This is a genomic window from Acinetobacter sp. Tr-809, from assembly GCF_011753255.1.
Lineage (GTDB): Bacteria > Pseudomonadota > Gammaproteobacteria > Pseudomonadales > Moraxellaceae > Acinetobacter.
The window spans coordinates 322381-348985 of record NZ_VWVZ01000005.1 but is presented as its reverse complement, the minus strand read 5'-3'; the positions used below and the strand labels follow the sequence as shown (position 1 = coordinate 348985).

At 40.3% G+C, this 26605-nt stretch carries 27 protein-coding genes and 1 tRNA gene; 15 read left to right on the top strand and 13 right to left on the bottom strand.

Annotated features, from left to right (window positions below):
• Nucleotides 1-19: 19 nt before the first annotated feature.
• The 9 genes from rlmN (at nt 20) to F3J02_RS13405 (ending at nt 9471) form a co-directional block, all read left to right on the top strand.
• Nucleotides 20-1255, top strand: a complete 1236-nt coding sequence (gene rlmN, locus F3J02_RS13445) for a 23S rRNA (adenine(2503)-C(2))-methyltransferase RlmN (protein ID WP_167250031.1) — start codon at nt 20-22, stop codon at nt 1253-1255.
• Between the two features lie 17 nt (nt 1256-1272).
• Nucleotides 1273-2079, top strand: a complete 807-nt coding sequence (gene pilW, locus F3J02_RS13440; protein ID WP_167250029.1) for a type IV pilus biogenesis/stability protein PilW — start codon at nt 1273-1275, stop codon at nt 2077-2079.
• Nucleotides 2070-2864 (top strand): helix-turn-helix domain-containing protein, encoded by a 795-nt coding sequence (locus F3J02_RS13435; RefSeq protein WP_167250027.1) that lies wholly within the window; start codon nt 2070-2072, stop codon nt 2862-2864. The genes pilW and F3J02_RS13435 overlap by 10 nt, the downstream gene beginning before the upstream one ends.
• 22 nt (nt 2865-2886) lie before the next feature.
• On the top strand, nt 2887-4002 hold the full coding sequence (ispG, locus tag F3J02_RS13430; protein ID WP_004802647.1) for a flavodoxin-dependent (E)-4-hydroxy-3-methylbut-2-enyl-diphosphate synthase: 1116 nt from the start codon (nt 2887-2889) through the stop codon (nt 4000-4002).
• A complete protein-coding gene (gene hisS / locus F3J02_RS13425; protein WP_167250025.1) occupies nt 3999-5291 on the top strand; it encodes a histidine--tRNA ligase in 1293 nt (430 codons plus the stop codon). The genes ispG and hisS overlap by 4 nt, the downstream gene beginning before the upstream one ends.
• 29 nt (nt 5292-5320) lie before the next feature.
• Nucleotides 5321-6019: a YfgM family protein gene (locus tag F3J02_RS13420; protein WP_167250023.1), complete on the top strand. Its 699-nt coding sequence runs from the start codon at nt 5321-5323 to the stop codon at nt 6017-6019.
• Nucleotides 6019-7161, top strand: coding sequence for an outer membrane protein assembly factor BamB (gene bamB, locus F3J02_RS13415; protein WP_167250021.1), 1143 nt, complete (start codon nt 6019-6021; stop codon nt 7159-7161). Before F3J02_RS13420 ends, bamB begins: the two co-directional genes overlap by 1 nt.
• 176 nt (nt 7162-7337) lie before the next feature.
• A complete protein-coding gene (gene der, locus F3J02_RS13410; RefSeq protein WP_004802653.1) occupies nt 7338-8747 on the top strand; it encodes a ribosome biogenesis GTPase Der in 1410 nt (469 codons plus the stop codon).
• A gap of 61 nt (nt 8748-8808) precedes the next feature.
• On the top strand, nt 8809-9471 hold the full coding sequence (locus F3J02_RS13405; protein ID WP_167250019.1) for a 4'-phosphopantetheinyl transferase family protein: 663 nt from the start codon (nt 8809-8811) through the stop codon (nt 9469-9471).
• Between the two features lie 67 nt (nt 9472-9538).
• Here F3J02_RS13405 and secF read toward each other — a convergent pair whose 3' ends face one another.
• The 7 genes from secF to queA all read right to left on the bottom strand — a co-directional run bounded on the left by secF (nt 9539) and on the right by queA (nt 17234).
• On the bottom strand, nt 9539-10507 hold the full coding sequence (gene secF / locus F3J02_RS13400) for a protein translocase subunit SecF (protein WP_167250017.1): 969 nt from the start codon (nt 10505-10507) through the stop codon (nt 9539-9541).
• A gap of 10 nt (nt 10508-10517) precedes the next feature.
• Nucleotides 10518-12419 carry a protein translocase subunit SecD gene (gene secD, locus F3J02_RS13395; protein ID WP_167250015.1) on the bottom strand — a complete coding sequence of 634 codons (1902 nt, stop codon included), beginning with the start codon at nt 12417-12419 and terminating at the stop codon, nt 10518-10520.
• A gap of 51 nt (nt 12420-12470) precedes the next feature.
• Nucleotides 12471-12800, bottom strand: a complete 330-nt coding sequence (gene yajC / locus F3J02_RS13390; RefSeq protein ID WP_167250013.1) for a preprotein translocase subunit YajC — start codon at nt 12798-12800, stop codon at nt 12471-12473.
• Between the two features lie 108 nt (nt 12801-12908).
• Nucleotides 12909-14039 (bottom strand): tRNA guanosine(34) transglycosylase Tgt, encoded by a 1131-nt coding sequence (tgt, locus tag F3J02_RS13385; RefSeq protein ID WP_005193126.1) that lies wholly within the window; start codon nt 14037-14039, stop codon nt 12909-12911.
• A 350-nt stretch (nt 14040-14389) separates the two neighbouring features.
• Nucleotides 14390-14959 carry a LemA family protein gene (locus F3J02_RS13380; RefSeq protein WP_005193124.1) on the bottom strand — a complete coding sequence of 190 codons (570 nt, stop codon included), beginning with the start codon at nt 14957-14959 and terminating at the stop codon, nt 14390-14392.
• A gap of 31 nt (nt 14960-14990) precedes the next feature.
• A complete protein-coding gene (locus F3J02_RS13375; RefSeq protein ID WP_167250011.1) occupies nt 14991-16019 on the bottom strand; it encodes a hypothetical protein in 1029 nt (342 codons plus the stop codon).
• A gap of 177 nt (nt 16020-16196) precedes the next feature.
• On the bottom strand, nt 16197-17234 hold the full coding sequence (queA, locus tag F3J02_RS13370; protein WP_016162594.1) for a tRNA preQ1(34) S-adenosylmethionine ribosyltransferase-isomerase QueA: 1038 nt from the start codon (nt 17232-17234) through the stop codon (nt 16197-16199).
• Between the two features lie 180 nt (nt 17235-17414).
• On the opposite strand from queA, the gene F3J02_RS13365 reads away from it, so the two are divergent.
• Nucleotides 17415-17501 (top strand) — tRNA-Leu (locus tag F3J02_RS13365).
• 185 nt (nt 17502-17686) lie between these two features.
• A complete protein-coding gene (locus F3J02_RS13360) occupies nt 17687-18739 on the top strand; it encodes a tyrosine-type recombinase/integrase (RefSeq protein ID WP_167250010.1) in 1053 nt (350 codons plus the stop codon).
• A gap of 35 nt (nt 18740-18774) precedes the next feature.
• Here the strand turns inward: F3J02_RS13360 and F3J02_RS13355 are convergent, their stop codons facing one another.
• The 5 genes from F3J02_RS13355 to F3J02_RS13335 form a co-directional block, all read right to left on the bottom strand.
• Nucleotides 18775-19614, bottom strand: a complete 840-nt coding sequence (locus tag F3J02_RS13355) for a hypothetical protein (RefSeq protein ID WP_167250009.1) — start codon at nt 19612-19614, stop codon at nt 18775-18777.
• 103 nt (nt 19615-19717) lie between these two features.
• Complete coding sequence (locus F3J02_RS13350) at nt 19718-20002, bottom strand: hypothetical protein (protein ID WP_167250008.1); 285 nt, start codon at nt 20000-20002, stop codon at nt 19718-19720.
• 94 nt (nt 20003-20096) lie between these two features.
• A complete protein-coding gene (locus F3J02_RS13345; protein WP_167250007.1) occupies nt 20097-22817 on the bottom strand; it encodes a toprim domain-containing protein in 2721 nt (906 codons plus the stop codon).
• A gap of 7 nt (nt 22818-22824) precedes the next feature.
• On the bottom strand, nt 22825-23208 hold the full coding sequence (locus F3J02_RS13340; RefSeq protein ID WP_167250006.1) for an ogr/Delta-like zinc finger family protein: 384 nt from the start codon (nt 23206-23208) through the stop codon (nt 22825-22827).
• A 154-nt stretch (nt 23209-23362) separates the two neighbouring features.
• Nucleotides 23363-23533 (bottom strand): hypothetical protein, encoded by a 171-nt coding sequence (locus F3J02_RS13335; protein ID WP_167250005.1) that lies wholly within the window; start codon nt 23531-23533, stop codon nt 23363-23365.
• Nucleotides 23534-23653: 120 nt separating this feature from the next.
• Between F3J02_RS13335 and F3J02_RS13330 the strand changes: the two genes are divergently transcribed.
• The 4 genes from F3J02_RS13330 to F3J02_RS13315 all read left to right on the top strand — a co-directional run bounded on the left by F3J02_RS13330 (nt 23654) and on the right by F3J02_RS13315 (nt 26381).
• Nucleotides 23654-23995: a helix-turn-helix domain-containing protein gene (locus tag F3J02_RS13330; protein ID WP_167250004.1), complete on the top strand. Its 342-nt coding sequence runs from the start codon at nt 23654-23656 to the stop codon at nt 23993-23995.
• 128 nt (nt 23996-24123) lie between these two features.
• Entirely contained in the window at nt 24124-25209 is a 1086-nt protein-coding gene (locus F3J02_RS13325) for a hypothetical protein (RefSeq protein ID WP_167250003.1), read from the top strand.
• Nucleotides 25210-25680 carry a hypothetical protein gene (locus F3J02_RS13320; protein ID WP_167250002.1) on the top strand — a complete coding sequence of 157 codons (471 nt, stop codon included), beginning with the start codon at nt 25210-25212 and terminating at the stop codon, nt 25678-25680.
• Nucleotides 25677-26381: a hypothetical protein gene (locus F3J02_RS13315; RefSeq protein ID WP_323127325.1), complete on the top strand. Its 705-nt coding sequence runs from the start codon at nt 25677-25679 to the stop codon at nt 26379-26381. Before F3J02_RS13320 ends, F3J02_RS13315 begins: the two co-directional genes overlap by 4 nt.
• A gap of 20 nt (nt 26382-26401) precedes the next feature.
• Here F3J02_RS13315 and F3J02_RS13310 read toward each other — a convergent pair whose 3' ends face one another.
• A complete protein-coding gene (locus F3J02_RS13310; RefSeq protein ID WP_167250001.1) occupies nt 26402-26563 on the bottom strand; it encodes a hypothetical protein in 162 nt (53 codons plus the stop codon).
• Nucleotides 26564-26605 lie beyond the last annotated feature (42 nt).

The following is a 26605-nucleotide window of genomic DNA, read 5'->3' as shown; positions in this document are numbered from 1 at the left end:
ATTGTTTAGGTAAATGTACATGAGTTCTGCAGTGGTCGTTTCATCAGAAAATTTGGATGAAAAACAACAGTCTGTTTCTATGCCTGTCGTTCATGCTGCCGAGAAAAAGGTAAATTTACTTGGCATGTCTCGAGCTGAATTAGAAAAATTCTTCGAAGATTTGGGCGAAAAAAAGTTTCGTGCAGGTCAGGTCATGAAATGGATTCATCAATATTTTGTGACTGATTTTGCTGAGATGAGCAATATCTCAGGCAAGTTACGCGAAAAATTAGAAAAAATTTGTGAAATTAAAGCCCCTGATGTGGTGCACCGCAACTACTCTAAAGATGGAACTCGTAAGTGGGTGTTCCGTGTTGGAGATGGTGAAGGTTCATTGGTTGAAACTGTCTTAATTCCTGCGGAAGATAAAACAGGTGCACGTAAGACCTTGTGTATTTCGTCACAAGTGGGCTGTGCATTGGATTGTTCATTCTGTTCGACGGGTAAACAAGGTTTCCAGCGTGATTTAACGCCAGCAGAAATTATTGGTCAATTGTGGATGGCGAACTATTCCTATATGGAAGATGTACCTGTCGCTGAACGTGAGCGTACCGTGACTAATGTGGTCATGATGGGTATGGGTGAGCCTTTACTCAACTATGATGCTGTACTCAGTTCTATGCAGTTAATGTTGGACGACTTCGCTTATGGCATGTCGAAGCGCCGTGTAACTTTATCAACATCTGGTGTTGTACCTAAGATCGATCAATTGGCGCAAGATATTGATGTCGCTTTGGCGATTTCTTTACACGCACCAAATGATGAGCTCCGTAATGAATTGGTTCCGATTAATAAAAAATATCCATTACAACAATTGATTGCAGCTTGCCAGCGCTATCTCGCAAAAGATGGTAGTGAAAGTTCCCGTCGACATGTCACGATCGAATACGTGATGCTTGATGGTGTCAATGACAAACCTGAGCATGCGCAACAGTTATTAAAACTGTTAAAAAATCTACCGAGTAAGATCAATCTTATTCCATTTAACCCGTTCCCGCATGCGCCGTATGGTCGTTCGAGTCGTAACCGTATTATCGCTTTCCAAAAAACTTTGTCGGATGCTGGATTTGTGTGTACGATTCGTCAGACACGTGGTGATGATATTGATGCTGCGTGTGGACAGTTGGTAGGACAGGTTGCTGACCGTACCCGTCGTGCTGAACAATGGAAAAAGAAAGTGGCGCAACAACAAGAAATTTTGCGCACACAAGGATAATACTTGGGGAAAAGGCGTTGAATACCACTCGACCAAAAACGATTATTGCGATAGCTGTTGGGTTTACTTTATTTAGCTTAACAGCATGTCAATCGACATCTACAACATTAAAAAAAGATCCAGAAAAAGCAGTGCAGGTCCGTACCCAACTTGCAGCAGAATATATTCGTAATCGTGATTTAGATTCAGCCAAGCGCTCGCTGGATCAAGCCTTAAAAGTTGATTCCCGAGATGCCAATGCCAATATGATGATGGGCATCTTGCTACAACAGGAAGGCAGTGCCAGCAATATGGAAAAAGCAGAGGCTTATTTTAAGCGTGCAATTTCCTCAGAACCAGATAATGCGCAAGCGCGTAATAATTACGGTACATATTTGTATCAACAGCAACGCTATAATGAAGCGATTGAGCAATTTACCCGTGCGGGTGCAACCTTAGGTTATGAACAGCGGTTTCAATCGTTGGAAAACCTAGGGCGAATCTATTTGAGATTGGGCGATGTTGCGAATGCTGAAAAATCGTTCAAACAAGCGCTACAAGCGAATCGAAACGCAACTATTTCAATGTTAGAGTTGGCGGAAATTTTCTATTTGCAACAAAATAATAGAGATGCATCGCAACTATACGAACAATATGTTCGTAATGTAGGACAGAAAAACCAAGGGGCAAGAGCACTTTGGATTGGTCTACGCATTGCTCGAGCGAATGCGGATCAATTAGGAATGCAAGTGTTAGTGAACCAACTACGTGCGCTATTTCCTGATAGTCCAGAATATCAACGTTATTTGCAATTACAGTACAGTACTGAGGCCGTATGGAAATAAATCCAAATTCACATCAGCCAACTGGCTCAACCTCGCCATCGTCAACGTTAGGAAATATTCAACGACCTGGTGAGTATTTGCGTCAAATTCGTATTGCACAAAAGAAAGAAATTGAAGAGATTGCAAACGTATTGAATATGCCTGTCAAAACCTTGACAGCATTAGAGCAAGATGATTATAAATCATTGCCAGAAGCAACATTTATCAAAGGTTACTACCGTGCATATGCAAAATTTTTAAATGCAGATGCCAGTGCAATCATTCAACGCTTTGATGAAATTTATGTGAATGATACTGGTCTTAAAGCCAGTCATGCCTTGAATAACTCTCCAATTAAAATCATGGGGAAATTATCAGGTTCGAAAAGTGTACGTAACCGTATTTGGTTAAAACGTATTGCGATCGTGGCTGCAGTGGCTATTTTGGCTTGGTTCGCAGTGATGGCAGTACAAAATTGGACATCAAGTCATAAAGATGATGAAGATGTGCCAAAGATTAAGAACTCTGAAGTTCAGATTCTTCCAATGGGCAATGCCACCACAGCAACATCTGGTGACCAGTTGGTATTGAACTTTAACCGACCAACTTCTGTGCATATTGTCGATGCAACAGGTAAAGTGTTGGCAACAGGTCGTCAAGCATCAACTTTGACTTTAAGTGGTGAATCACCATTTCAAATTCGTTTAGATGATGCAACAGCTGTAGCGTTGACTTTAAATCAAGAGCAAATTTCCTTGTCTCCATATACAGTCAATGGAAAAGCAGAATTCCGTTTGTCTCGTTAATGCCAAAGAGTAGAGCTATACGATGATTGTGAATCCAATTAAGCGCCGCCCAACACGAAAAATCCGTGTCGGTTCGGTGTATGTCGGTGGTGATGCCCCGATCAGTGTTCAAAGTATGACCAATACTGAAACCTGTGATGTGGATGCAACTGTGGCGCAAATTCAGCGCTGTGCAGATGCAGGCGCGGATATCATGCGTGTTTCTGTACCGTCGATGGAAGCAGCAGAAGCGTTTGGCGCGATTCGTAAACGCGTTTCTGTGCCACTGGTGGCAGATATTCATTTTGATCATCGTATTGCTTTAGCTGTGGCTGACTATGGCGCAGACTGTTTACGTATCAATCCGGGCAATATCGGTTCGGATCAGAAAGTGCGTGAAGTGGTTGCTGCGGCAAAACATCACGGCATTTCGATTCGTATTGGTGTCAATGCAGGGTCATTGGAAAAAGACCTACAGGTGAAATATGGCGAGCCAACAGGGCAGGCCTTGCTTGAATCGGCAATGCGTCATATCGACATTCTGGATCGTTTAGATTTTCATGAGTTTAAAGTCAGCGTAAAAGCATCAAATGTGTTCTTAACCATGGATGCCTATCGCTTATTGTCTCAACAGATTGATAATCCGCTGCATCTGGGTGTAACTGAGGCAGGGATTTATCGTACTGGTACAGTCAAGTCAGCAATCGCTCTGGGCGGGCTGTTGATGGAAGGCATTGGCGATACCATGCGTATCTCGCTTGCGGCTGAACCAGAAGATGAAATTAAAATCGGTTTTGATATTTTAAAATCGCTTGGCTTACGCTCAAATGGGATTAACTTTATTGCTTGTCCAAGCTGTTCACGTCAAGAATTCAATGTGATTCAAGTGATGCAGGCGTTGGAAGAGCGATTAGAAGATATTCGTACACCGATGGATTTATCTGTCATCGGGTGTAAAGTGAATGGTCCTGGTGAAGCGAAAGAAGCAGATATCGGGATTGTAGGTGCATCACCTCGTTCACTGGTCTATCGAAATGGTGAAAAGAGCCATTTGATCGACACAAATCAGTTGGTTGATGAAATTGAAACAATGGTTCGTCAACGTGTTCAAGAGCTTGAAGAAGCAAAATCTAAAGTAATTATTCGTAGTTCATCATGAGTTCAATTGTCGCTATCAAAGGTTTTAATGACACCCTTCCAACGCAAACTGCGGCTTGGAGAAGTCTGGAACAACAACTTGCATCTTTGATGGATGCTTATGGATATCAACAAATCCGTTTGCCAATCGTTGAGCAAACTGGTTTATTTAAGCGTGCCATTGGCGATGCGACTGATATTGTTGAAAAAGAAATGTATACCTTTTTCGACAAGGGTAATCCGCCAGAATCACTAACTTTACGTCCTGAAGGAACGGCGGGTTGTGTACGTGCGATGTTAGAGCATAACTTACTACGTGGTGCAACACCGCGTGTATGGTATCTCGGACCAATGTTCCGCTATGAAAAACCACAAAAAGGTCGTTATCGCCAATTCCATCAATTTGGTGTGGAAACCTTTGGTGTAGCAACACCTGATATTGACGCAGAAATCATTTTAATGACCGCACGTTTATGGAAACGTATGGGTGTGGCAGCGAATGTGCGCTTAGAGTTAAATACTTTAGGTGAAAGTGATGAGCGTGCAGAATATCGTGCAGCCTTGGTTGAATTTTTAAACCAGCATAAAGATGCCTTGGATGAAGATTCGCAACGTCGTTTAACGACGAATCCATTGCGTATATTGGATTCTAAAATTGAATCAACGCAAAAGATTTTGGAAAATGCACCGAAGCTACATGATTTCTTAAAAGAAGATTCAATCAATCACTTTCAACAATTACAGCAATATTTAACTGATGCTGGTGTTGAGTTTGTGATTAACCAAAAGCTCGTTCGCGGTTTGGATTACTACAACAAGACTGTATTTGAATGGACCACAACCATGTTGGGTTCACAAGGTACTGTTTGTGCGGGTGGTCGCTACGATGGTCTGGTTGGACAGCTTAAAGGGAAAGCGGATCAGTCTGTACCAGCGGTTGGTTTTGCCATGGGTATGGAGCGCTTGTTGTTATTGGTTGAGCAAGTTGCGCAAGCCAAAGATGTCCGTGATTGTGAAGTGTTTTTATTGGCTGAACCCGCGTATCAAGCTAAAGCTTTGGTATTGGCTGAACAAATCCGTGACCAGTTGGAAGCAGCGAACAGTTCAATCCGCTTAAAGACTGGATCTCAAGGTAGCATGAAAAGCCAAATGAAAAAGGCGGATCAATCAGGTGCGATCTATGCAGTCATCTTGGGTGAGCGTGAGTGGGAATCTCAGCAGTTACTGGTGAAGGAACTTGCAACGGCTGAACAGGCACAAGTGGCTTTAACTGAACTGACGCCATTTTTTATCGAAAAATTTAAACAATAAATTGCACAATTTAGGAAAAGGACAATCACATGAGTTTAAGTGATGATGAACAACTCGACCAGTTAAAGTCGTTTGCCAAAAAATATGGTTCTGCAATGATTAGCGGAATTCTCATTGCCTTGATTGCCTTTTTCGGATGGGAATACTGGCAAAAGAAAAATCTTGCTGAAGCCCAGAACCAAACTGCGAAGGTGCAAAAGTTGATGGATGAGGCAAAAGCTGCATCAGGTCAACCGAATGCCTTTGCCAGCTTATCTGAAACTGCAGATAAGATTGTGAAAGATGATGCGGATTCTGCTCAAGCAATTCAAACACAATTTATCATGGCGAAACTTGCGTATGACAAGCAAGATTATGCTGCTGCTGAAAAAGCGTTGAAGAAAGTTGAAACTTCAAAAGTTAAAGATGCGGGTTTGGTTCAAATTGTTAAATTACGTTTAGCAGATGCGCAATTGGCCCAAAGCAAATACGATGAAGCTTTAAAAACCTTAACTAGCGTGACAGATCCAGCGTTCAAGGCGACTGCTGATGAACTTCGTGGTGATATTTTTGTTGCGAAAAAAGACAATGAATCTGCTCGTAAAGCGTATCAAAGTGCATGGGATAACTTGCTCGAGCGTAAACAAGAGCGTCAGCTTTTACAAATTAAACTCGAAAGTGTTGGCGTTTTAGTAGATGATCCTGAGTTTGAGCGCCCGATCTTAGATACCAAAGTGGATGAGTCTTAATGCAGAATAAACTAAAACTACCTTTGGCAATTGCAATTGCTTCAGCTTTACTCGTTGGTTGTTCAAGCAATAAAGTAAAAGAAGTAAAACCAAATCCATTGCCAAAGATCACGCAAGAACAAAGTTTAAACCTTGTGTTTTCACAAAGTGTTTCGTCGACCAATGCAGCAGAAGCTTTACGCCTGCAGTTGGATACCGACAATGGTGTAGTTTTTGCTATTGATCCTGATGGTCAAGTGTCTGCTTACAAAGGTAAAGAGCGTCTTTGGAAAAGTAAAATTACCAAACAAGAACTTACCGCTGGTGTAGAGGCAGGTGAAGGGATTGTGGTGAGTGGTAATCGTAAAGGACAGCTATTTGCTTTAGACCAAGCCACAGGTGAGCAAAAATGGACTGCGAAATTGTCCGGTGCAATTTTGTCTCCATCATTGATTCAGTCTGGTCGTGTGATTACTATTGCCAATGATGGTACTGTATTTGCACATGATGCAGTGACTGGACAACAGGTTTGGGCGTATAAGCTACCGAATGTTCAGTTTAGTTTGCGTGGTCAACCTGCACCTGTTCGTTTAGATGAGCGTACCGTGTTGATTGGTTCTGCAAATGCCTATATCTATGCTTTGGATATCATCAGTGGTGTACCACGTTTCCAACGCCGTGTTGCAATTAGTGAAGGTCGTTCAGACATTCAACGTTTGGTCGATGTGGTTGGAGACCCAGTTGTTTCAGGTCAATATCTGGTGACGACGAGCTTCCAAGGCCAAGTGACTGTAACTGATCTTGCGACACAACGTGTGGTGTGGAGCGAAGATGCGAGCAGTACCAATAGCGCAGAAGTTGCTGAAGATAAAGTCTTTGTTGCGACTACCGACGGTAAGTTGAATGCGTATAACTTAGCAACGGGTGAGTTGGTTTGGCAAAATGAAGAGTTGCTAAATCGTAAGCTGAGTAATCCGGTGATGTTAGGGCAAAACCTAGTGGTAGGTGATTTAGATGGTGTGATCCATTTGATTAATCCTGCTTCGGGTAAGTTGATTGGCCGTGCGAAAACCAGTGGTGATGTTCGTTCATTGCGTGTGATTGACAATCAGCTTTATGTTGCAACACGAAAAGGTGCATTAACCATTTGGCAGAATCGTTAATTTTGCCTTAGCTTGTGGTAAAATGCTCAATTAGCTATTGCTAATAAAAGAATGATCGGGGTATTTGTCTAAACAAAACCCCGAATTTTTATTGTGATTACTTGATCACCAAAATCTTCCATACTGTTTCTGATACGATGTCATCAACGATGGCTCGTCTGAATTAAGGTTAATCTATGAAACCCGTTATTGCGCTCATTGGTCGTCCAAACGTCGGAAAATCAACGCTATTTAACCAAATCACCAAAAGTCGTGATGCTTTGGTTGCTGACTTCGCTGGTTTAACTCGTGACCGCAAATACGGCGATGCGGTTTATCAAAATAAATCGTTCATTGTTGTCGATACGGGCGGTATTGGTGAGAACGAAGGTGGTATCGACTCTTACATGGCAGAGCAGTCGAAAACTGCAATCCATGAAGCAGACATTATTGTTTTTGTTGTGGATGCACGTGCCGGTCTGTTGGCATCGGATGAGCAAATTGCACGTGAGCTTCGTACTTTAGGTAAGAAAGTATATCTCGTTGCCAATAAAGTAGACGGTGTACATGCCGAAGCTGCTTTGGTTGAATTCTATAAGCTTGGTATGGGTGAGCCATTACAGGTTGCTGCAAGTCACGGACGTGGCGTACAGCAGATGCTTGAAGATGTGTTGGCTGAAGTTCCAGAAGATGAAAATCCAGAAGAACATGACAAAGCAACGGGTTTACGTTTAGCCATTATTGGTCGTCCTAACGTGGGTAAATCAACTTTGGTTAACCGTCTATTGGGTGAAGACCGTGTAGTTGCATTTGACCAACCTGGTACAACGCGTGACTCGATTTATATTCCTTATGAGCGCGATGGTCGTCAATATACTTTGATCGACACAGCTGGTGTACGTCGTAAAGGCAAAGTCGAGGAAATGATTGAGAAATTCTCAATTGTGAAAACACTACAAGCGATTAAAGATGCGCATGTGATTGTGGTGGTACTGGATGCTCGAGAAGGTGTAGTAGAACAAGATCTACACTTAATTGGTTATGCGCTTGAGGCTGGCCGTGCCATGGTGATTGCGATCAATAAATGGGACAACATGACCGAGTATGATCGCAAGCAATGTAAGTTGGATGTTGACCGTCGTTTTGACTTTATTCCTTGGGCGAAAGTACATTTAATCTCAGCATTGCATGGCACAGGTGTGGGTGAAATGTACCCAACTATCCATCGTGCTTATGATTCATCACACTTAAAAGTGTCTCCTGCGAAACTCACTCAAATCTTAAATGATGCGACTGAAGCGCATCAACCGCCAATGATTGGTGGTAAACGTATTAAAATGCGTTATGCGCATATGGGTGGACAGAACCCACCAACGATCGTAATCCATGGTAATAAAGTAGATAAAACACCTGCGGACTATCGCCGTTATCTTGAGAATGTGTTCCGCAAAGTTTATAAATTGGAAGGGACACCTGTTCGTGTTGATTTTAAAACATCGGACAACCCATTTGAAGGACGTAAGTCGCAAGTGGATGAACGCGTTGCAGCACGTAAACGTCGTTATGTACAGAAGTTTAAGAAAGCTGAAAAGAAATTTAAGCGTTAAGCTGATCTTGATGCCAAAAGCCCAAACTTTGCTTTGGGCTTTTTTATAGGGAGTAAAGCCAATGTCAACACGTGAAATTGAAATCCATGTTCAGGCATTGACTCAACTCCTCGAACAAAGTAAAACTGATTTTGCTGATTTAAGTGCTTTTAATCATTATAAAAAACAGCAGATAAAGGAATATCGTAATGATCTGTTGGCTGAGCGGCTGCAATGTAATGCTGAGGAACTCAGTTTTTCCAAACATGAACATGGCAAGCCTTTTTTAAGTTCGCATGACTTACATTTTAATCATACCCATAGCCAGCAATATTATGCCTTGGCCATGAGTGAGCGGGTAAAAGATCTTGGGATTGATGTCGAAGAACTCGATCGGAAAGTGCGCTTTGATGCCTTGGCACAACATGCATTTCATCCTGAGGAATACCAAACTTGGCAGCAGCAAGATCAAGACAATGAATATTGGTTACGGGTTTGGACCACTAAAGAGGCTATTCTTAAAGCTTCGGGACTTGGAATCCGCCTTGATTTAAATAGTTTAAATACCCAAGTCCATCCATCTAATTATGGGGGAATGTGTTCTCATCCTTTGATTGGAAGTTTTGCTTATCAGAATTTTATTCTCAATCAAAATATTGTGCTGACAGTAGCGTGGCGAGCTGAGCAATCTTGTCGTGGTTTTCAGTTTCCACAGATTCAGATTATTCAGCATATGTATAAATAATCTTGTACTAACATAAAAAATGCCAGCATTTTGCTGGCATTTTATTTGAATCAAACAAGCGCAAGATTTAAGGAATCTGGTCTTCTTCAAATTCAGGTTTAACTTGAACAATAAAGTCCTGACGGTTCAGACCACGCCATAACGCGAATGCTGTACCGATATAGATTGATGAGTAAGTACCAACAAAAATACCAACAAACATTGCCATAGAGAACCAGTGTAAGCCATCACCGCCTAAGAACATCATGGCAAGTACCACGAGTAATAAGGTCATCGAAGTGTGAATGGTACGACGTAAAGTTTCTGTGAGTGCGATGTCTACGATTTCACGAGGACTTGCACCACGAATTTTACGGAAGTTTTCACGGATACGGTCCGAAACAACGATGTTATCGTTGAGTGAGAAACCAATCACCGCAAGCACAGCCGCAAGTACGGTTAAGTCGAATGGCCACTGGAACAGCGCAAAAGCACCAAAAATGATGATAATGTCATGGAATAATGACATTACAGCACCGACTGCCATTTTAAATTCAAAGCGAACGGTGACGTAGATCAACATTAAGATCAGTGCCAGTGCAACGGCACCTGCAGAACGTACATAGAGCTCATTACCCACTGCACCACCGACAGAGTCCACTTTGTGAACTTCTACTGTGTTATTTGGTAATTGAACTGCTTTCGTGATGCTGTTGCTCAGGTCTTCAACATTCAGGTCTTCTTGTACTGGCATACGTACGATAAGGTCAGTACTGCTTCCTAATGTTTGTACCACAGCATCTTTAAAGCCTGCACGATCGAGTGCTTGAACCACTTGAGCAGGTTGAACACCTTGCTTGTAGTTCAATTCAGCCGAAATACCGCCAGTAAAGTCCAAACCGAGATTTAGACCTTTAGTCACAATAAAGAAGATACTGGCAATTGTTATCAGGATCGAGAAGATGGCCGCAGGTGTGGCAATCTTCATAAACGGGATGATTTTTAGATCATCTGGGCGACCGTATTGCTTTGAGTCTTGTTGAGTCAGATCAGTCATGTGAATCTCCTTAAATACTCAACTTGGTCAAATTACGGCGCTTGCCATAAATGAGCTGTACGATTGCACGTGTTACGGTAATTGCAGTAAACATCGAACAAACAATACCAATCATCAAGGTGACTGCGAAGCCTTTGATCGGACCAGTACCAATCGCGAATAAGATAAACGCAACAATGAAAGTGGTTAAATTGGAGTCAAGAATGGTGTTATAGGCTCGATCATAACCTGCGACAATCGCCTGTTTGGGCGAGGCACCCCAGAGCATTTCTTCTCGAATACGCTCACAGATCAATACGTTGGCATCGACCGCCATACCAATGGTAATGACGATACCCGCAATACCCGGTAGGGTGAGGGAGGCACCAATCCAAGACATGACTGTTAGGATCATGGCAAGGTTGAACACCAAGGCAAAGTTTGCAATTAAACCGAATAAACGGAAGAACACCACCATCCAGATCGCAACGAGTAAGAAACCGATTTGGGTTGATAACACGCCCTTATCAATGTTCTCTTGACCAAGACTTGGACCAACAACGCGTTCTTCTACGAAGTACATTGGCGCAGCCAAAGCACCTGCACGAAGCATCAAGGCAAGTTCAGCCGCTTCTTGCGGTGAATCTAGGCCAGTAATACGGAACTGTGAACCGAGTACTGCTTGAATCGTCGCAGCATTGATTACGACAGACTCTGTATATGGGGTACGAACTTCAGTTTGAACGCCTGTATTTGGATCAGCAACATAAGAGATCTTTTGTTTATTCTCGATAAACAAAACCGCCATACGTTTGCCTACAGCACCACGCGTTGCATCTGCCATGAGCTTACCGCCCGAAGAATCTAGAGTGATGTTTACTTCTGCACCACCAGAGTCTTGGCTAAAGCCAGAGCTTGCATTTTGAACACGTTCACCTGTCAAAATACGGTTACGTTGTAACAGCAATTGACGACCACTGTCTAAGGACTGATAAGCAAAGACTTCAGTACCTGGAGGGAGTGGCTGATCATTATATTTTCCTGTATATGAGTCAATATATTGATCATTGCTATCCGCAACTAAACGGAACTCTAAGTTTGCTGTACGACCCAAGACACGCTTTGCTTCAGCTGTATCTTGTACACCTGGTAATTCAACTACAATACGGTTGCTACCCTGAGTTTGTACCAGCGCTTCAGCCACACCGAGTTCGTTGATACGGTTACGTAAGGTAGTTAAGTTTTGGTTGACTGCATAAGATTGAATTTCTTGACGACGAGTGTCGGTATAATTCAGTCTTAAAGTTGCACCAGATGAAGTAGCAACTGCTTGCTGAGTAAACTCATTACCATTACGACGTAAAAAATCTGCCGCTGCATCACGGTCTGCATTGCTTGCAAACTGAATGGTAATGGTGTTGTTGTTTAATGCAAGGTTGTTAAATTTGATTTTGTTATCACGGAATTGACGACGTAAATCAGTCGCAGATGTTTCCATGCGCTGACTAATTGCTTTATCCATGTCGACTTCGAGCAAGAAGTGTACACCGCCACGTAAGTCCAAACCGAGTTTCATCGGTTTTGCCCCAATCTTTTGCAGCCACTCTGGCGTGGTCGGTGCAAGGTTGAGCGCAACTACATAGTCATCACCTAAATCACGGCGTAACACTTCTTTGGCTTTTAACTGTTCTTCAGAAGAGTTTAAGCGTAATAAGGCCGCGTTGTTGGCAAAGCTATTGTCGTGACTGCTAATGTTGGCAGTTTTTAAAATCTGCTCAGCTTTTTGCACGATAGTCTGATCAATTTTGGTGCCTGCTTTTGCCCCAGAAATTTGGACAGCAGGTTCATCTGGATACAGACTTGGAAGTGCATATAACGTACTGATCACAAGTACCACAAGGATCAGTAAATATTTCCATGCAGGGTAACGCATTCGCTTTCTTCTTAAATGAAAAAGTCGTGCTGAGGCACGACTATTTTATGATTAAAGGTTATTTAATGTGCCTTCAGGTAATACTGAAATGACACTCGCACGTTGGATTTTTACCTCAACTCCGCGAGTGAGTTCAACTACTGCAAAGTCACCTTCAAGCTTGGTAATTCTCCCCATTAAACCACCAGCAAACACGATTTCACTGCCTACACCCAAGCTTTCGATTAAAGAACGGTGTTCTTTAGCACGTTTTGCTTGAGGTCTCCAGATCAAGAAATAGAAGATTGCGATAAAGACAGCAATCATCAAGATGTTTGCCATGAGGCTTGGACCTTGTGCTGCAGCAGGAGCAGCGTGAGCAGTAGAGATGAAAAAACTCATTTCGATTTCCTAAAATTAAAAGGCAAAAAATTAACAATAAATTCCAATTCGTTTTGCAATGTACCTTGTCTTGCGATCAGGCGCAAATCTTGATGCAAATCGTTCAGCTTAGTCTTCTGGACATGGTGGAACGTCTAATCCACGACGAGCATAAAAGTCCTGAACGTACTCATCAAATGTGCCGTTATCCAAAGCATCACGCATACCTTGCGTCAGACGTTGGTAGTAACGCAAGTTGTGGATTGTGCCGAGCATTGATGCCAGCATCTCACCACACTTCTCTAAATGATATAAATAGGCACGACTGAAGTTTTTACAAGTGTAGCAATCACAATGTGGGTCCAAAGGACCTTGATCATGACGGTAGCGGCTATTACGAATTCTGACCAGACCATCGGTGACAAAATAATGACCATTACGTGCATTACGGGTTGGCATCACGCAGTCAAACATATCGACACCACGACGAACTGCTTCTACGATGTCCTCTGGTTTGCCCACACCCATTAAATAACGCGGTTTGTCCTGTGGCATTTTGTTAGGTAAATAATCAAGTACTTTGATCATTTCTTCTTTCGGTTCACCGACCGATAAGCCGCCAATCGCATAACCATCAAAACCAACTTCTAACAAGCCAGTGAGAGACTCGTCACGAAGGTCTTCGTACATGCCACCTTGAATAATGCCGAATAATGCATTTTTATTCTTGAGTTCATCATGGTGGTGAGTTTTACAACGTTTTGCCCAACGTAAAGAAAGCTGCAATGATTTTTGCGCTTCTTCATGGGTTGCAGGGTAAGGCGTACATTCATCAAAGATCATCACGATGTCTGAGTTCAATACATGTTGAATCTCCATTGAAATTTCTGGAGACAAGAACACCTTTGAGCCATCAATCGGAGAGCGGAAGGTCACACCTTCTTCTTTGATTTTACGCATTGCGCCCAAGCTAAACACTTGGAAACCGCCTGAATCAGTCAAAATAGGTTTATCCCATCGGATAAACTCATGCAGACCGCCATGCTCTTTAATCACTTCCAAGCCTGGACGTAAGTACAAGTGGAAGGTATTGCCTAAGATAATTTGTGCCTGAATTTCTTCAATGTCACGCGGGAGCATGCCTTTAACCGTACCATAGGTACCCACTGGCATAAATACAGGGGTTTCAACCACACCATGTTCTAAAGTAAGTCGACCACGACGGGCGCGCCCCGACTGGCCTAATTTTTCAAATTTCATGTAATAACCTGAGCAAGATCGAAGTGCTACTTTGATTGCAGCGCAAGGAGGCGAAAAAACAGTTCGCTGATCGAAAGCGGCTATTTTCCCCGATTATGGCGTGTAGTTCTACTACTAAATGTAGCCATAACCAAAAAATAATAATCTCCCCTAACCCCTCTTTAAAAAGAGGGGGGATAAAAGGCAATATTTCTGAAGATAAACTCAAATGCCCCCTCCTTTTAAAAGGTGAGCTGCGGTTGTAGCAGCGCAAGGGAGGGGGATTTACGAGGTAAGATAGTAAATCTAGAGCATCAAACTGAATGATTTTCCGCTATATAAAATAGACTACAGTGATCGCCGCTAAGGCACTAAAAATTCGGCTTATAATCAAAATTTTCAGTCGCCAGATTATCCTTAAATGGACGAATGGCTTTCTTAGATAAAGTCAGTGTATTGATCAGATTATTTGGGAACACTTCGATTTGGTTATTAAATAATTCTACATTGCGGTTAAAGATAGTGATTGCCGCACCGACATTTTCGTTTTGTTCCTGAATATCATCCATCATCTTGCTATACAGCGCATCTGCTTTCAGTTCAGGATAATTTTCGACCACCACATTCAAGCTACGAATCAGTTCCTTACTCATTTTCTCAATCTGTTGTAACTGAGAAATATCAGTGTCATTGACATTCAGATTGAGGATCTGCTGACGCAACTCGGTGACTTTTTCCAAAGTGGATTTTTCAAACTGGGTATATTGATCCAGCGTTGCTTCCAGAGCTTCTAAGGTCTTTACTTTCTGACGTTCAAAGTTAGCCACTTCTGACCATGCACGTTTGGTGGCATTAAAATATCGTACGATGTTGTTGCGGATAGAAACGCCCCATACGATCAGTACCACAAAAATCCCCAAAAAGATCAGTAAACCTGTCATCGCTATTCCCCTTATTGTTATGGCTAGATGACTAGCTAATTAAATTCAGCATGAGCTGTTGAAACTTTTGATATTGCGGCATGGTCATGGTTCTTAAATGTCCACGTAATGCTGGAATATCCTGTATTTCACTGCGTTTACTGGCGGTTTGGAAAAGATTTTGTTCGCCGACGTAACACATGATTTGCTCTTCATGATGATAAATTAAATCACCTGTAAAATGTTGAAAAAAATCATGTAACTTTAAGGTCAAACTAGGACTCACTTCTTTTGCGAGTCGGTGTTGATCTAAGCCAAAAATATTCAATTCTTGGTTAATCAAAATATCGCTGCTTTGCCATGAACTGGTATAAGGTTCAAAAAAACGAGAACGTTGATTGCTTACGGCAATACCCAAGGCTGGCATTTGAAAAATAAATGCACCCCACAAATCTTTATGGATTTCTTTAACGATTTTTTTATCACTGCTTTGATCCTGAAGGATCGGCATTTCACTGACATAGTGATACTGAAATAGCAGGACTTGGTGGGTTGTGTTGCCATCATCCCACGTGGTCGATGCATATTGAGTAATTTCGTTGGCTTCATTGCCGCGATTGAATAAGGGGAAATGTTGCTTTAGTTTGCTGATGACCAAAAGTGGCTGTGCTTGAATAGGTAAATAAGCTGGCAATTGCTGGAACTGCAAACCATAACGTAAAACCGTCATGCGTTCTTCTAAATAATGAATGACGCGTGTTAATGGCTCTTGTGGTTCATAGAGCAGATAAGCCAGAAAACCTGTCAGAAATGCCCCAAGTAGGCTCCAGATATATTGAATATGCGGATGTAGAAAATAACCAAACACCAAGGTGCCAACACTGATCATCCCCAGTAAGTAGGGTAGCACATTAAAAAATCGTAGACTGTGATCGTCACGCCATGGATGCAAAGCATCTAGCAAGGCTTGATCGCTATGAGACTTTTGTCCAGCTTCCCACAGCCGAGCAATATTGTGAAAAACCTGCGCATTTTTTTTACGTCTGATATGCAGCGCTTGTTGTACAGTGTCGATTGGCATGGAAATAATCGTTTCATTATAATAGGTTGGTCTTGTTTGAATTATGCTTTAAATTTCAGAAACTAAGAAGTCTATAATCTGAATCTAGTTGAGTTTTATTATCTTGAATGAATGACTTTTACCAAAACATTTTATTGAGAAAATCGACTAAACCGTAATTTAGTCGATTGATCACTTTTAAGCGTCGAGTTTATCTACCAACATTGCATCGCCATAACTAAAGAAGCGATAACGTTGTTCAACTGCATGGGTATAAGCAGCCAAGATATTGTCTCGATTTGATAGCGCTGAAACCAACATCAACAAGGTCGATTCTGGTAAATGGAAGTTGGTAATCAAACGATCCACGATGCAGAACTGATAACCTGGATAGATAAAGATTTGCGTATCACCAGTCCAAGCTGCAATTTTGCCTTGATTAGCTTGCGCTGCACTTTCCAAGGCACGGGTCGCTGTGGTTCCCACTGCAATCACTTTATTGCCACGCGCTTTGGTTGCCAAAATCAGGTCAATGGTTGCTTGCGGTACATCACACCATTCACTGTGCATAATATGATTGGTAATGTCTGTGGTACGCACAGGCATAAAAGTCCCTGCACCGACATGTAGCGTGACAAAGGTCTTTTGCACGCCTTTGGCTGCTAGTTTTTCTAATAAGCCTTGGTCAAAATGCAGACTCGCTGTCGGTGCTGCAACACTGGCAATTTTTTCAGGGTCGTGGAACACAGTTTGATAACGTTCGGTATCAATCTCTTCCGCTTCACGGTTGAAATAAGGCGGGATCGGCAACTGACCGTATTGATCCAGTACCGACAAGATCGGTTGTGAAAACTTCACCACAAACAGGTTTTCATGGCGACCTTGTACGGTGACTGGAACCGCATCTTCACCGATATACAGTTCTGCGCCTGCTTTAGGTGAGTTGCTTGATTTGATATGGCAATGGGCAGTGTGGGTATCCAACATGCGTTCAACCAGAACTTCGATTGCGCCACCTGTCGCACGTTTGCCTTTTAAACGTGCTTTCATGACTTTGGTGTCATTCAGTACCAGCAGATCGCCGTCTTCGAGCAGGTCAAGAATATCGGTAAACGCGTGGTCGTGATATTGACCTTGAGCATCGATATGCAGCAGGCGAGATGCGCTACGGCTGTCTAATGGATAGCGAGCAATAAGTTCATCGGGGAGATCAAACGAAAAGTCGGAGAGTTGCATACATCTAAAACATTGCAAAAATTGGGCGTAGTATAGTCTTTTTTGCGTTTTCTCGCTGAGTTCGCGTGTTTATAAGCAGAAAAATATCTGAGTGATTTAAAAGTGAGCAATAAGCGATAGTTAGTGTTTGACAATAAAATCAAACAGGTTATTATACGCAACACAAAGCATCGCACTCTTCCCGAGGTGGTGAAATTGGTAGACGCGGCGGACTCAAAATCCGCTGTCAGAGATGACGTGTCGGTTCGAGTCCGACCCTCGGGACCAAGCGAAAGCTTACACAGATTATTCAAAGCCCCAAGCCTTATATATCAAAGGCTTGGGGCTTTGTCGTTTCTGGCGTTTGAGTTTTTTTCGGGTATTTCTAGGGTTTTTCGGGTATATATTTCCACACATTTTCCACATTAAATTTTTGTGGATTTATTTTAAGAAATTAGGGACTTGGTGCAGATATGAGTTTGTCTGTTTATAAGCAAGCGAATGGCTCTTGGCGAGCTGATTTGCGAGTTTTAAATGTTCGTTGCAGCAAAGTTAGAAAAACAAAAACAGAAGTGCTGAAATGGGCGATGGAAAAAGAACGCGATATTCTTTTGAATAACTCGACCGAAGAAGCTTTAAAAAGAAAAATTGTTTTGACCGTTCATGAGGCTTTAACTCGTTACTCCAATGAAGTTTCACGCTATAAAAAAACTGGAAAGAAAGAAGGGCAGCGTATTAAATATTTTCAAAACCATTTGCCGAATGTTGATTGGCCATTGGTAAATTTTCAGTCTGATTATTTGGCTCAGTATCGTGATGCTATGTTGAATCGTTCAATCAAGCCTTTGAAGGCGAGTTCAGTGCGTCGTGACTTTTCTACATTGTCGTCATTTTTCTCTTGGTGTATCGAGAAAAAATGGATTAAGCATAATCCTGTGTCAGAAGTGAAGTTACCACCTAAACCTACTAATCGTGAACGTCGTATCGAGTTGGATGAAGTTGAGAGGATGTTAGTAGCTTTAAAGTATGTTCCTGGTTCTGTTCCAACAAATAAATCTCAGGAAGTTGCTTTAATTTGGTTGATTGCGATGGCTACTGGTATGCGTTCAGGTGAAATTGTTAATCGGTTACCTAGAGAAGTTCTACTGAGTAAGCAGCAGATCCTGTTGCCTGATACCAAGAATGGCACATCAAGAAAAGTTCCATTGGACAATTTTGCGGTTCATCTTTGGTCACTGGCTATGAAGATTGATCGCAAAGCGTCACCTAAAGTTTTCACTGTGTCTGATTCTTCAAGAGATACGTTGTTTAGAAAGGCGAGGAAGCAAGCAGGTTTGGAACATGCAGATTTAACTTTTCATGATTCAAGACATGAAGCAGCAAGTTTGATGGCTAAACGAATTAAAAATGCACTTACGCTTTGTAAGATTTTTGGTTGGAAAGATCCTAAGTTTGCCTTGGTTTATTACAATCCAACCAATGATGAGATTGTTGAGGAGCTGAATCAAACTCTAAGAGTAAAATAAAATTTTATTTTTAAAGTTTGATGTCTAATAGGATGCTAGTCATCCATTTTTTTTCTTTTGCTCTTATGATCTAAGTAGGAATAATATGCAGTTAATATTGCAACAATTAATGTGAATAGAACAAATAATGTATCAATATTTGAAATTGAAATTAGTGAGTTAACAGTGTTTTGAGCAACAGCTTCTAGTTTTCCACTTTTAGTTACTATAGTAGATAAGAATGTAGTCAACGAGAATGCAATTACTATAGAAATAATAATTTTATCAAACTGTGTGGATTTGAATCTTTCATTATGTATTCTAGATTTAATTTTATTTTCTTGATCATTTAAAATTTTAAATATTATTTTTTTAACCTCTAATTGACTTTCTGGAGGCGTTTGATCAAGTATTTGCTTGATTAGTAGATTATTGTCATTGTTAATGCTATTAAAGCCTATGTCACTTTGATTGGTTTTGAATTGGTTAATCAATTCATCTAATGATTTTGAATATGCAGCTTTTTGCGTAATAGCCAGATGTCTACTTGTTTGTAGGCGAAAGTTAATATCTTGAAGGGTCGAAATAGTATTCCATTCATTTTCAATGATAACTTTATAATTTCTTTCAGTTCCAGATCTTAAATTTTCGATCATATCCTCATTGATTGGTATATCATTGATTATATAGTTTTCTAGTGTATCTATTATTTCTTTTTTCGCTTGTTTAACTTGCTCAAGATAAGCAGAGTTTGCACGTTTATTTTGTAAGTAGTATAAAAAAATTGCGAGAGCAATACCAATAATCCAACTAAAAATGCTAAACCAATTGGCATCTAAAAAATTACTAAAAGTATCAACCCAAGTAACGGCATTCTTATCAACTGTTGTAGGCATAATTTTTATGAATCAGTACTCAATAATTTGTTGTAATATACATTTTTTTGTACAAATTAAATATATATTCATACATTAAATTTTTGCATATTATAATCCTTCATCATCGATATGTTACATTAGCTTTATCAAAGGCCATACCAAAACTAATCACATCTTTGGCTCGCCATCTTGGGACTGTGTGATCGCGAGTTGTGGGTAGATCACGACTAGGGGGGAAGTGGGGATTTGTAATGATGTGGCGTTTGGTATAGTCGGTAGAATATTTAAAATATTTCGCTATGTCGTCGAGATCCCAGAGTTGATGCTCTATCGGGATGATTGGTTTAGCATCCAGTTGCTGAAGCATTTTTAGAATGACTTTTTCTAATAATTTTTCATTACTCATTGTTGTATCCATTATCGTAAAGTTTCAGATAAAAAATAAACAGCTCCGCAAAATGATGAACTACTAATAATAATTGTGGCTTGGGTCATATTCATCATTTTTTTATTCCTGGTTGTTTAACTTGATTTGGATTTGTGAAGATCCAGCACTTAATAATCCGCTCGCTTTGGAGTGGATTGTCGTTGGTGTGGTCGCCTAAATTTTTGGCATCTTCGGCAGGGAATTTATTCGATCTGACTGGCTTATTAGCTTCAACAAACTTGTATCTTTTGCTTGTACGCAATAAGTTCCGCATTTCGTTGATGTCTGGTAATGCTTGGAAGTTCCGAGCAGCGACTTTGTAGACTTCGTTTAAATTGATTGCAATATGTGCCTCTGTTGCGTCGAAATGATTAAGATGAAAATGTACGTTTCGGATGCCGTTAAGATATTCGTATGCATCCCAAAACTGTTGCACGTAGATGTGGTCCATTCCGATCTCGTCGACGCGTTTTCTAGCCATGTTCTCAAGCATGTTTTTGGCGTTCTGGATTTCGGTTGCACTGATTTCTTTTTTAAGTACATGCTCAGCTAATGAGTCGATCATCGCTGAGACTTGGGCATGGCATAGCGCAATACGGACATGAGTGATTCCCTTTGCGTGGAACTCTGCTTCGATCTTTTTCAGATTGTTGCTGTAAGTCTCTAAAATCTTGTTCTCGTTCTTCAGGCAGTACGTCATATAAGTACATGCTTCATCCAAAGGCATTTGCGACAATCTGGTCGCAATATTCTTTTTCTCTAAGCTGTGACCTTTGATATCGACCGATATATGCAGGGTACGAGAGAGGATTGCTTCAGAGGCTTGGATCGGCGTGTTCTGGCTGATCATCACAGCAGCACGGAACGGTGGCTCGTATGTTTCATTACCTGCCGTTTTTAAGCCTTTGGAGCGAATTGCACGGCCGTTGAATGCGTCTTTTAATTCATCCCATGAAAATTTTGCTTTTTGTGCTGATTGTTGATCGTTACGGTCGCCCTCGATGAGTACGATTGGCATATTTGAGGTTTGGGCGAAGTTACGATAAATCGCCACGCTTGTTGACTTATTTGGGTCAAAACCCTCATAGGCTTCGCGGCCGCTAAATTTCCAAAGCATTTCGATCAGAGTCGATTTACCTGATCCTGCTTGGCCAACAAACTCAAAGAATGGATATGATGAATTAACCGCGCGGATCTGCTCCGCAAAATATGAACCTGTCCACCAGGCTAAAAGTATTAGTCCGACTTCACCGTTTAAGTCGTAGTAATCACGCCACCAAGTCGGTTGAAATTCCTTCTTGTTGTTTATATGAATAATGGGCGTCGAAGCTAAAGTCTTGATCTCTTTTTTGTTTGTTCTGAAATAATCGTGTTCGTTTTTGGGGATAACTTGGCCTTTATGCACAGCGAATTGATCGAAGATATAGATATCATGTTCCTTGCTGTATCCAATAAAGTCGATCGTTTTGACTTCGCGTAAACGCTCCGTTTTGCGCTTGATAAAGGTTTCGAGCTGTTGATCTGATCCAGTCCACATTGCACCTGATAAAACGCCCATAACACGCGGTTTAAACTTGCTACGTGATGAAATATGTTCAGGGGTGAACGTTGCTTTAACTTCTCCCCACGGTGATTGCAGGTGGAAGTAATACCAACTTTCGTCGGTTATCTCGTTACGTTGGAAATATAAAGGTTCCAGTTGTGCGTTACAGATCTCCACGACTGAAGAACTATTTTTTAGAGCGTGAATCTTTTGTTCTTCTTCGGACAACATTGAACCTTGTCCTTCTTTTGTTGCTTCAAGCACTGAATTAAATTTTTTGTAATCCAGTTCCCACCAATAGGTGCGGAAACCGTGATTAAAATAAAACTTTGCAATGTTGTAGAAGTTGTAAATCAATAAGCCGGCTTCCTCAGCTGTCTTTGCGATTTGTAGCTTGCCGTAATGGATATATTTATCCTGGTGTTTCTTGGTGAGAAGATTGTTTTGAAATAGATCATTCCAATCCTGACCGACCGTAGGTAGAGCAGCTGTGCATAACCATCCATCTTTTATCGATTGGTCGATCTGTTTAGGTAAAAACTTTTTTCCAGCCTTGTCATTATCTAAAGCCCATACAAGGCGAGGGCGGTCTTTTTGGAGTTCTTCGCAGCGTGTAGCGATTTGTCTCAGGATCTTGTTTGGATAGTTGCCACTGTTCATGGTACTGATACTGATCAGATCCGACTGTGACAATGCAATGCTGTTAAAAATTCCCTCTGTTAACCATATACTGCCAGCATTACAAAGATCATCTAAACTGTGAACGGTCCACGATAAGCCTTTCCATTCGCCAATAAAATTGGCTTTCATACGTCCGAAACGTTCTGGACGATCAATAAACCTTTCCCAATAAATACCTGGTGCAAGTTCAAAACGAACCGTGGACGTTACTAGGCTTTGATTCTTATAGTCGCGGTAAAGTTCTTGCTTATAGAGAGTTTTAAAGCTGGATATATCGAAGCCCCGAGCGTGTTGCATGTATGCATCTGCAGAAGCGTTTGGATTTGATTCTGTCTTAGGGAAGTCCTGCGACCAGTCCTTAAAAAGATCGTCGCAGATATCTTTGACATGTTCTTCATAAGTACATTTATTGATACGGCCACATTTCACCACTTTTGGTGTTATTGCGTGGGTGTATAACTCTTTTTGATTACATTTAGGGCATACACCGCTGCGGTACCAGTCGCCTACTTTTTTGAATTTGAAAAGTTGGTTCAGTCTTTCGTCGATGCGACGTTGCAAAATATCCATGTATTACTCAGATCAATTTCATTTGTAGGAGGCGGTTGCGATAGCTTTGAGCGGTTGCTAGATCAATTTTATTTGCCCAATGCAATGCATTAATCGCACCTTCGATAAAGCATTTTTGGAACTGATCAATTTCAGTTTGAAGTTCTAAAGCGAAAAGCTGCAGCTCTATTTCGATTTCCCACTTTTGTTTTGTGATGGAAAGATTTGATTTAGGTGAAAGACTATTGTGGATAGTGCGTGTGATTTCGAGATCAGCAGCGAAGCTTGCTAAACAGTCAGGATTTATACAACTGACAATAATGTTGTGTAGTAATGGTGATGGGCGTTTGCGACTGGTCACATGTAATCTACGTTCGCAATGCGGACAATAGAATCCTATAGATTTACTCATTATTACCCCTAGTGAATCGACCAAGTGATCTGTTGCTCCCGACGACACTCACTTGTTATTTTTTTGCTGTTTTACAGTCCGTTTCATTTCTTTACTAAACATTTACGTGATTGGCTAGGGAATCTGTGATGAGCCAAAAAGTCGTCTCTTATGATTATTTTGAGTTTGAAGGAGTAGAGTTCGGCAGTTTTGATTCGACCAGAAATTTGATCCACTCATTGAGTGACATATTGCATTTGGCTGCTTCGATGCGAGCTAAGCGACGATTTTCTGATGTGGTACGAAAACTGATTTGAATTTCTTTTTGAGACTCTTGAGTAACCATTGCAGGTTTCCTTTTTAGTGACAGTTTTAGACTGTAGTGAAGAAAGAACTTTGTTAAGATGGTATATGTTTAAACAAATAATATCCCATTTGGGATATTTAAATAATAGGTATATCCCAAATGGGTGATGAAAATATCAATCAAAGAGGTAAACGCATTCGGATTGAACGATCAAGATTAGGGCTTTCTCAAAAAGACTTTTCTGCTTTGTTTAATAAGAAAACGATGGCTGTTTTGCGCTATGAAAAGGGCGAAAGGGTCATGAACCAAGAGGATTTGGAAGCTTTACATCAAGAAGGGGTCGATGTTTGGTTTCTTCTTACTGGAGAGCGTGTACGTCCTGATCTACTTTCAGACGATGCAAAAGAGCTATTAAAACTTTGGAATCAAGTTGACCCCGCACAGCATGTGACCTTGCTTACATTGGTAAGAAATTTTGCTGAGAGTTTTTCAAATAAATAATTAAGAGAGTAAATGACATTAATCATTTACTCTAATCTGTTTGTCAAAATATGATCAAATATAATGGTGCTATAAAATAAACAATGCTATAAATATATTATTGTTAAGTTACTATAAGGTTTAGTTTTGTGGCAAAAGATCCAAAAATTGAAAATCTAAAAATTGAAGTTATTAATAAGTTAGATCAGCTAAATAAAAGAAAGTTCCCGGCAAACAAAATAGCAGATGTTTTTCGTCCATTTCATATTACAGGAAGAGGTCGCCACGGTTTAATAAACGCAGTAAGGGGGTTAGATAAAGGAGATGTTTTAAAAGATTTAAATGAAGTAAATTGTGAACTTAAAAAAATTCTTGATAAGCATGTAGCTTTCTTCAATAAAAAGATTTTACTATATAAGGTAGACTCAAAAATTATAGAAGATATTGAAGATAAATTAAAAAATGAAGCTTTAAAATTTAATCTTTTTGAAAGTGAATTTAATCACAGCCCTGCAACTACTAATGATGCTGTGTTAGCTAAAGCAGAAGAATTAGACAGCGGAACAATTTACTATTTCAAAAGTGAACGCCATTACTATAGAACTGTTCCAGAAACGGTCCGTAGTGTTGATGAGTTTTCCTTAGAGTTTCCTGATGCAGTAGTGGTTGGTATTTCCAAAAAACTACGTTTTGATCTTAATGCATTTGATTTTATCAAGATTGATCATAAACATGAAATAATTGTAATAGGTATTGATTTAATTAATGTTTTTGATAGGGCTTTATCTAATATAAAAATAGAAGACTACAAAACAATAATTAAGAGATACGGCATGCTAGATCAATTAAATAGCCTTAACCTAAGAAAAATCATTCCAGAAATGGAAGTTGAAAGTTCAGCGACAGGTCGTGTCGTGAATCATGACTTTTCTACAGGTAAAGGAGGTTATACTTATCTTGGTCGTAGTGGGAAAAAGTTGAATGACATGCGTGACGATAAGTTTTTCCAAGAGGGATCAAAAAGTCAGATTCTGGACTTTTTTGGTATTGATCGTGAATATAATGTATCAGATGAGGAAAAACCTATTATTAGTTTAGGGCTTACTGAAGCAGAGTTTAGAGATTCAACTCATAATCCAGTAAAATATGCAATTTTAGACCATCTAGACTCATATAAAGGTCTACAATATTGTATTGATAAAATTATGACACACTTACATAAAGTGAATAAGTAAATGAATAATTATTTACAAAGAGCTTATAAGGTTTTTGAGTATTTTGAGCCAACTATTGAAAAATTAGTTGATGGTCGATCAGATCATGAGCTTGTATTTGCTCTTTGTAAAAATTTGATTATTGAAATAGCTCAATGTGATGATTTGAATTCTGAAACAGATATGCACTTTAGCTATTTATTTAATGTATCAAAAGCAAAAGATGCTGAGCATTCGCAATTTATTGATGCTGTGTATTTACTGAGTAGCCAAGAAGTAAAGGTATTGATCCAATATTTTCATTATCGAGATATTGTAACTGGCTATTGGGAAGAGATCCCTAGAGGTGAAGTCTTTTTAGCAATGAAGAATAATGAATATTATCACCCTCAAGAAGGATGCAGATTAAGCTTTGAACAATATCATCAGGTTGTATTTCCTTATTTTGTACCGACTCTGAATTTTATCAAAATTTGGGAGTCAATATTGTGAATTTTGCTTTAATGGCACAGGCCTCGCAACAAATGCAAAAAAGAATGTACCAAGACCTTGTTGCTACGGATGGTACTTATGAGGATTTTGTTGAACTTATCTACAATGAAATAGATGAAATTACTAATGATATGTTAACTGCTGTTGAATATTATTGGGGAATGACTGAGGTTCAGATTTCCCACAATATTTGGTTAGGATTAAAAAGATTCTGGCCTACTGCACAGAAAGATAGTGATAATAATGGAAATGCCGATATTTCAATTACGTTAGGTAGTTTTACATGGATTGCTGAAGCTAAAATTTGGGGTGGTCCTAATAAATATGGAAATACATATTTATATGGCGGCTATACGCAATTAACTGAAAGATATAGTAAAGGCCAGATTGGAGCTACAGCAGGAGCAATGCTGATATTTATAAAGCCAAACAATGCAAATCATACTGAACCAAAAGTTATGAAAAATTGGCAAGAATATTTGTCCAAAAAACTTGGTGCTAAATTAGTTTCACTTACACAATGTAAAATGAAATCGAGTTGCACCTACAGCCTTCAGCCACATTCAGGAACGGAATATAACTATAAAGTTAGACATATTCCCATTACTTTTTTGCATTTACCTCGAGATGGTGATGCTGAAAAATACAAGCCTTTAATTGAGAGTTTTGATTCAAATACAGATGGTTTATATGATGATTAGCCCTCATGAGAGGGCTTTTTTTACTCTTGATTCATAGATTTTTGAATAAGTCGAACTTGCTCTTGAATAATAAATAATGTCGCAGCGACAGACTCGCCAGTTAATGATTCGCAGCATTCTGTTGCTTCAACAAGTAAACTTAAATGCTGATCTAATAATGTTAACCTTGTTTGTATATCCATGTCATACCCCATATGAATGGTTAAATCCGTTATTTATCAGGT

Bases quoted from the DNA above. Each gene is read 5' to 3' on its own strand.
- F3J02_RS13420 (WP_167250023.1), top strand. From the start codon at position 5,321: ATGAGTTTAAGTGATGATGAACAACTCGACCAGTTAAAGTCGTTTGCC.
- F3J02_RS13350 (WP_167250008.1), bottom strand. From the start codon at position 20,002: ATGAGTAATGAAAAATTATTAGAAAAAGTCATTCTAAAAATGCTTCAG.
- F3J02_RS13360 (WP_167250010.1), top strand. From the start codon at position 17,687: ATGAGTTTGTCTGTTTATAAGCAAGCGAATGGCTCTTGGCGAGCTGAT.
- F3J02_RS13355 (WP_167250009.1), bottom strand. From the start codon at position 19,614: ATGCCTACAACAGTTGATAAGAATGCCGTTACTTGGGTTGATACTTTT.
- F3J02_RS13335 (WP_167250005.1), bottom strand. From the start codon at position 23,533: ATGGTTACTCAAGAGTCTCAAAAAGAAATTCAAATCAGTTTTCGTACC.
- F3J02_RS13340 (WP_167250006.1), bottom strand. From the start codon at position 23,208: ATGAGTAAATCTATAGGATTCTATTGTCCGCATTGCGAACGTAGATTA.
- der (WP_004802653.1), top strand. From the start codon at position 7,338: ATGAAACCCGTTATTGCGCTCATTGGTCGTCCAAACGTCGGAAAATCA.
- F3J02_RS13375 (WP_167250011.1), bottom strand. From the start codon at position 16,019: ATGCCAATCGACACTGTACAACAAGCGCTGCATATCAGACGTAAAAAA.
- queA (WP_016162594.1), bottom strand. From the start codon at position 17,234: ATGCAACTCTCCGACTTTTCGTTTGATCTCCCCGATGAACTTATTGCT.
- F3J02_RS13320 (WP_167250002.1), top strand. From the start codon at position 25,210: ATGAATAATTATTTACAAAGAGCTTATAAGGTTTTTGAGTATTTTGAG.
- F3J02_RS13310 (WP_167250001.1), bottom strand. From the start codon at position 26,563: ATGGATATACAAACAAGGTTAACATTATTAGATCAGCATTTAAGTTTA.
- F3J02_RS13405 (WP_167250019.1), top strand. From the start codon at position 8,809: ATGTCAACACGTGAAATTGAAATCCATGTTCAGGCATTGACTCAACTC.
- bamB (WP_167250021.1), top strand. From the start codon at position 6,019: ATGCAGAATAAACTAAAACTACCTTTGGCAATTGCAATTGCTTCAGCT.
- secD (WP_167250015.1), bottom strand. From the start codon at position 12,419: ATGCGTTACCCTGCATGGAAATATTTACTGATCCTTGTGGTACTTGTG.
- hisS (WP_167250025.1), top strand. From the start codon at position 3,999: ATGAGTTCAATTGTCGCTATCAAAGGTTTTAATGACACCCTTCCAACG.
- yajC (WP_167250013.1), bottom strand. From the start codon at position 12,800: ATGAGTTTTTTCATCTCTACTGCTCACGCTGCTCCTGCTGCAGCACAA.
- F3J02_RS13380 (WP_005193124.1), bottom strand. From the start codon at position 14,959: ATGACAGGTTTACTGATCTTTTTGGGGATTTTTGTGGTACTGATCGTA.
- tgt (WP_005193126.1), bottom strand. From the start codon at position 14,039: ATGAAATTTGAAAAATTAGGCCAGTCGGGGCGCGCCCGTCGTGGTCGA.
- F3J02_RS13435 (WP_167250027.1), top strand. From the start codon at position 2,070: ATGGAAATAAATCCAAATTCACATCAGCCAACTGGCTCAACCTCGCCA.
- secF (WP_167250017.1), bottom strand. From the start codon at position 10,507: ATGACTGATCTGACTCAACAAGACTCAAAGCAATACGGTCGCCCAGAT.
- rlmN (WP_167250031.1), top strand. From the start codon at position 20: ATGAGTTCTGCAGTGGTCGTTTCATCAGAAAATTTGGATGAAAAACAA.
- ispG (WP_004802647.1), top strand. From the start codon at position 2,887: ATGATTGTGAATCCAATTAAGCGCCGCCCAACACGAAAAATCCGTGTC.
- F3J02_RS13330 (WP_167250004.1), top strand. From the start codon at position 23,654: ATGGGTGATGAAAATATCAATCAAAGAGGTAAACGCATTCGGATTGAA.
- F3J02_RS13345 (WP_167250007.1), bottom strand. From the start codon at position 22,817: ATGGATATTTTGCAACGTCGCATCGACGAAAGACTGAACCAACTTTTC.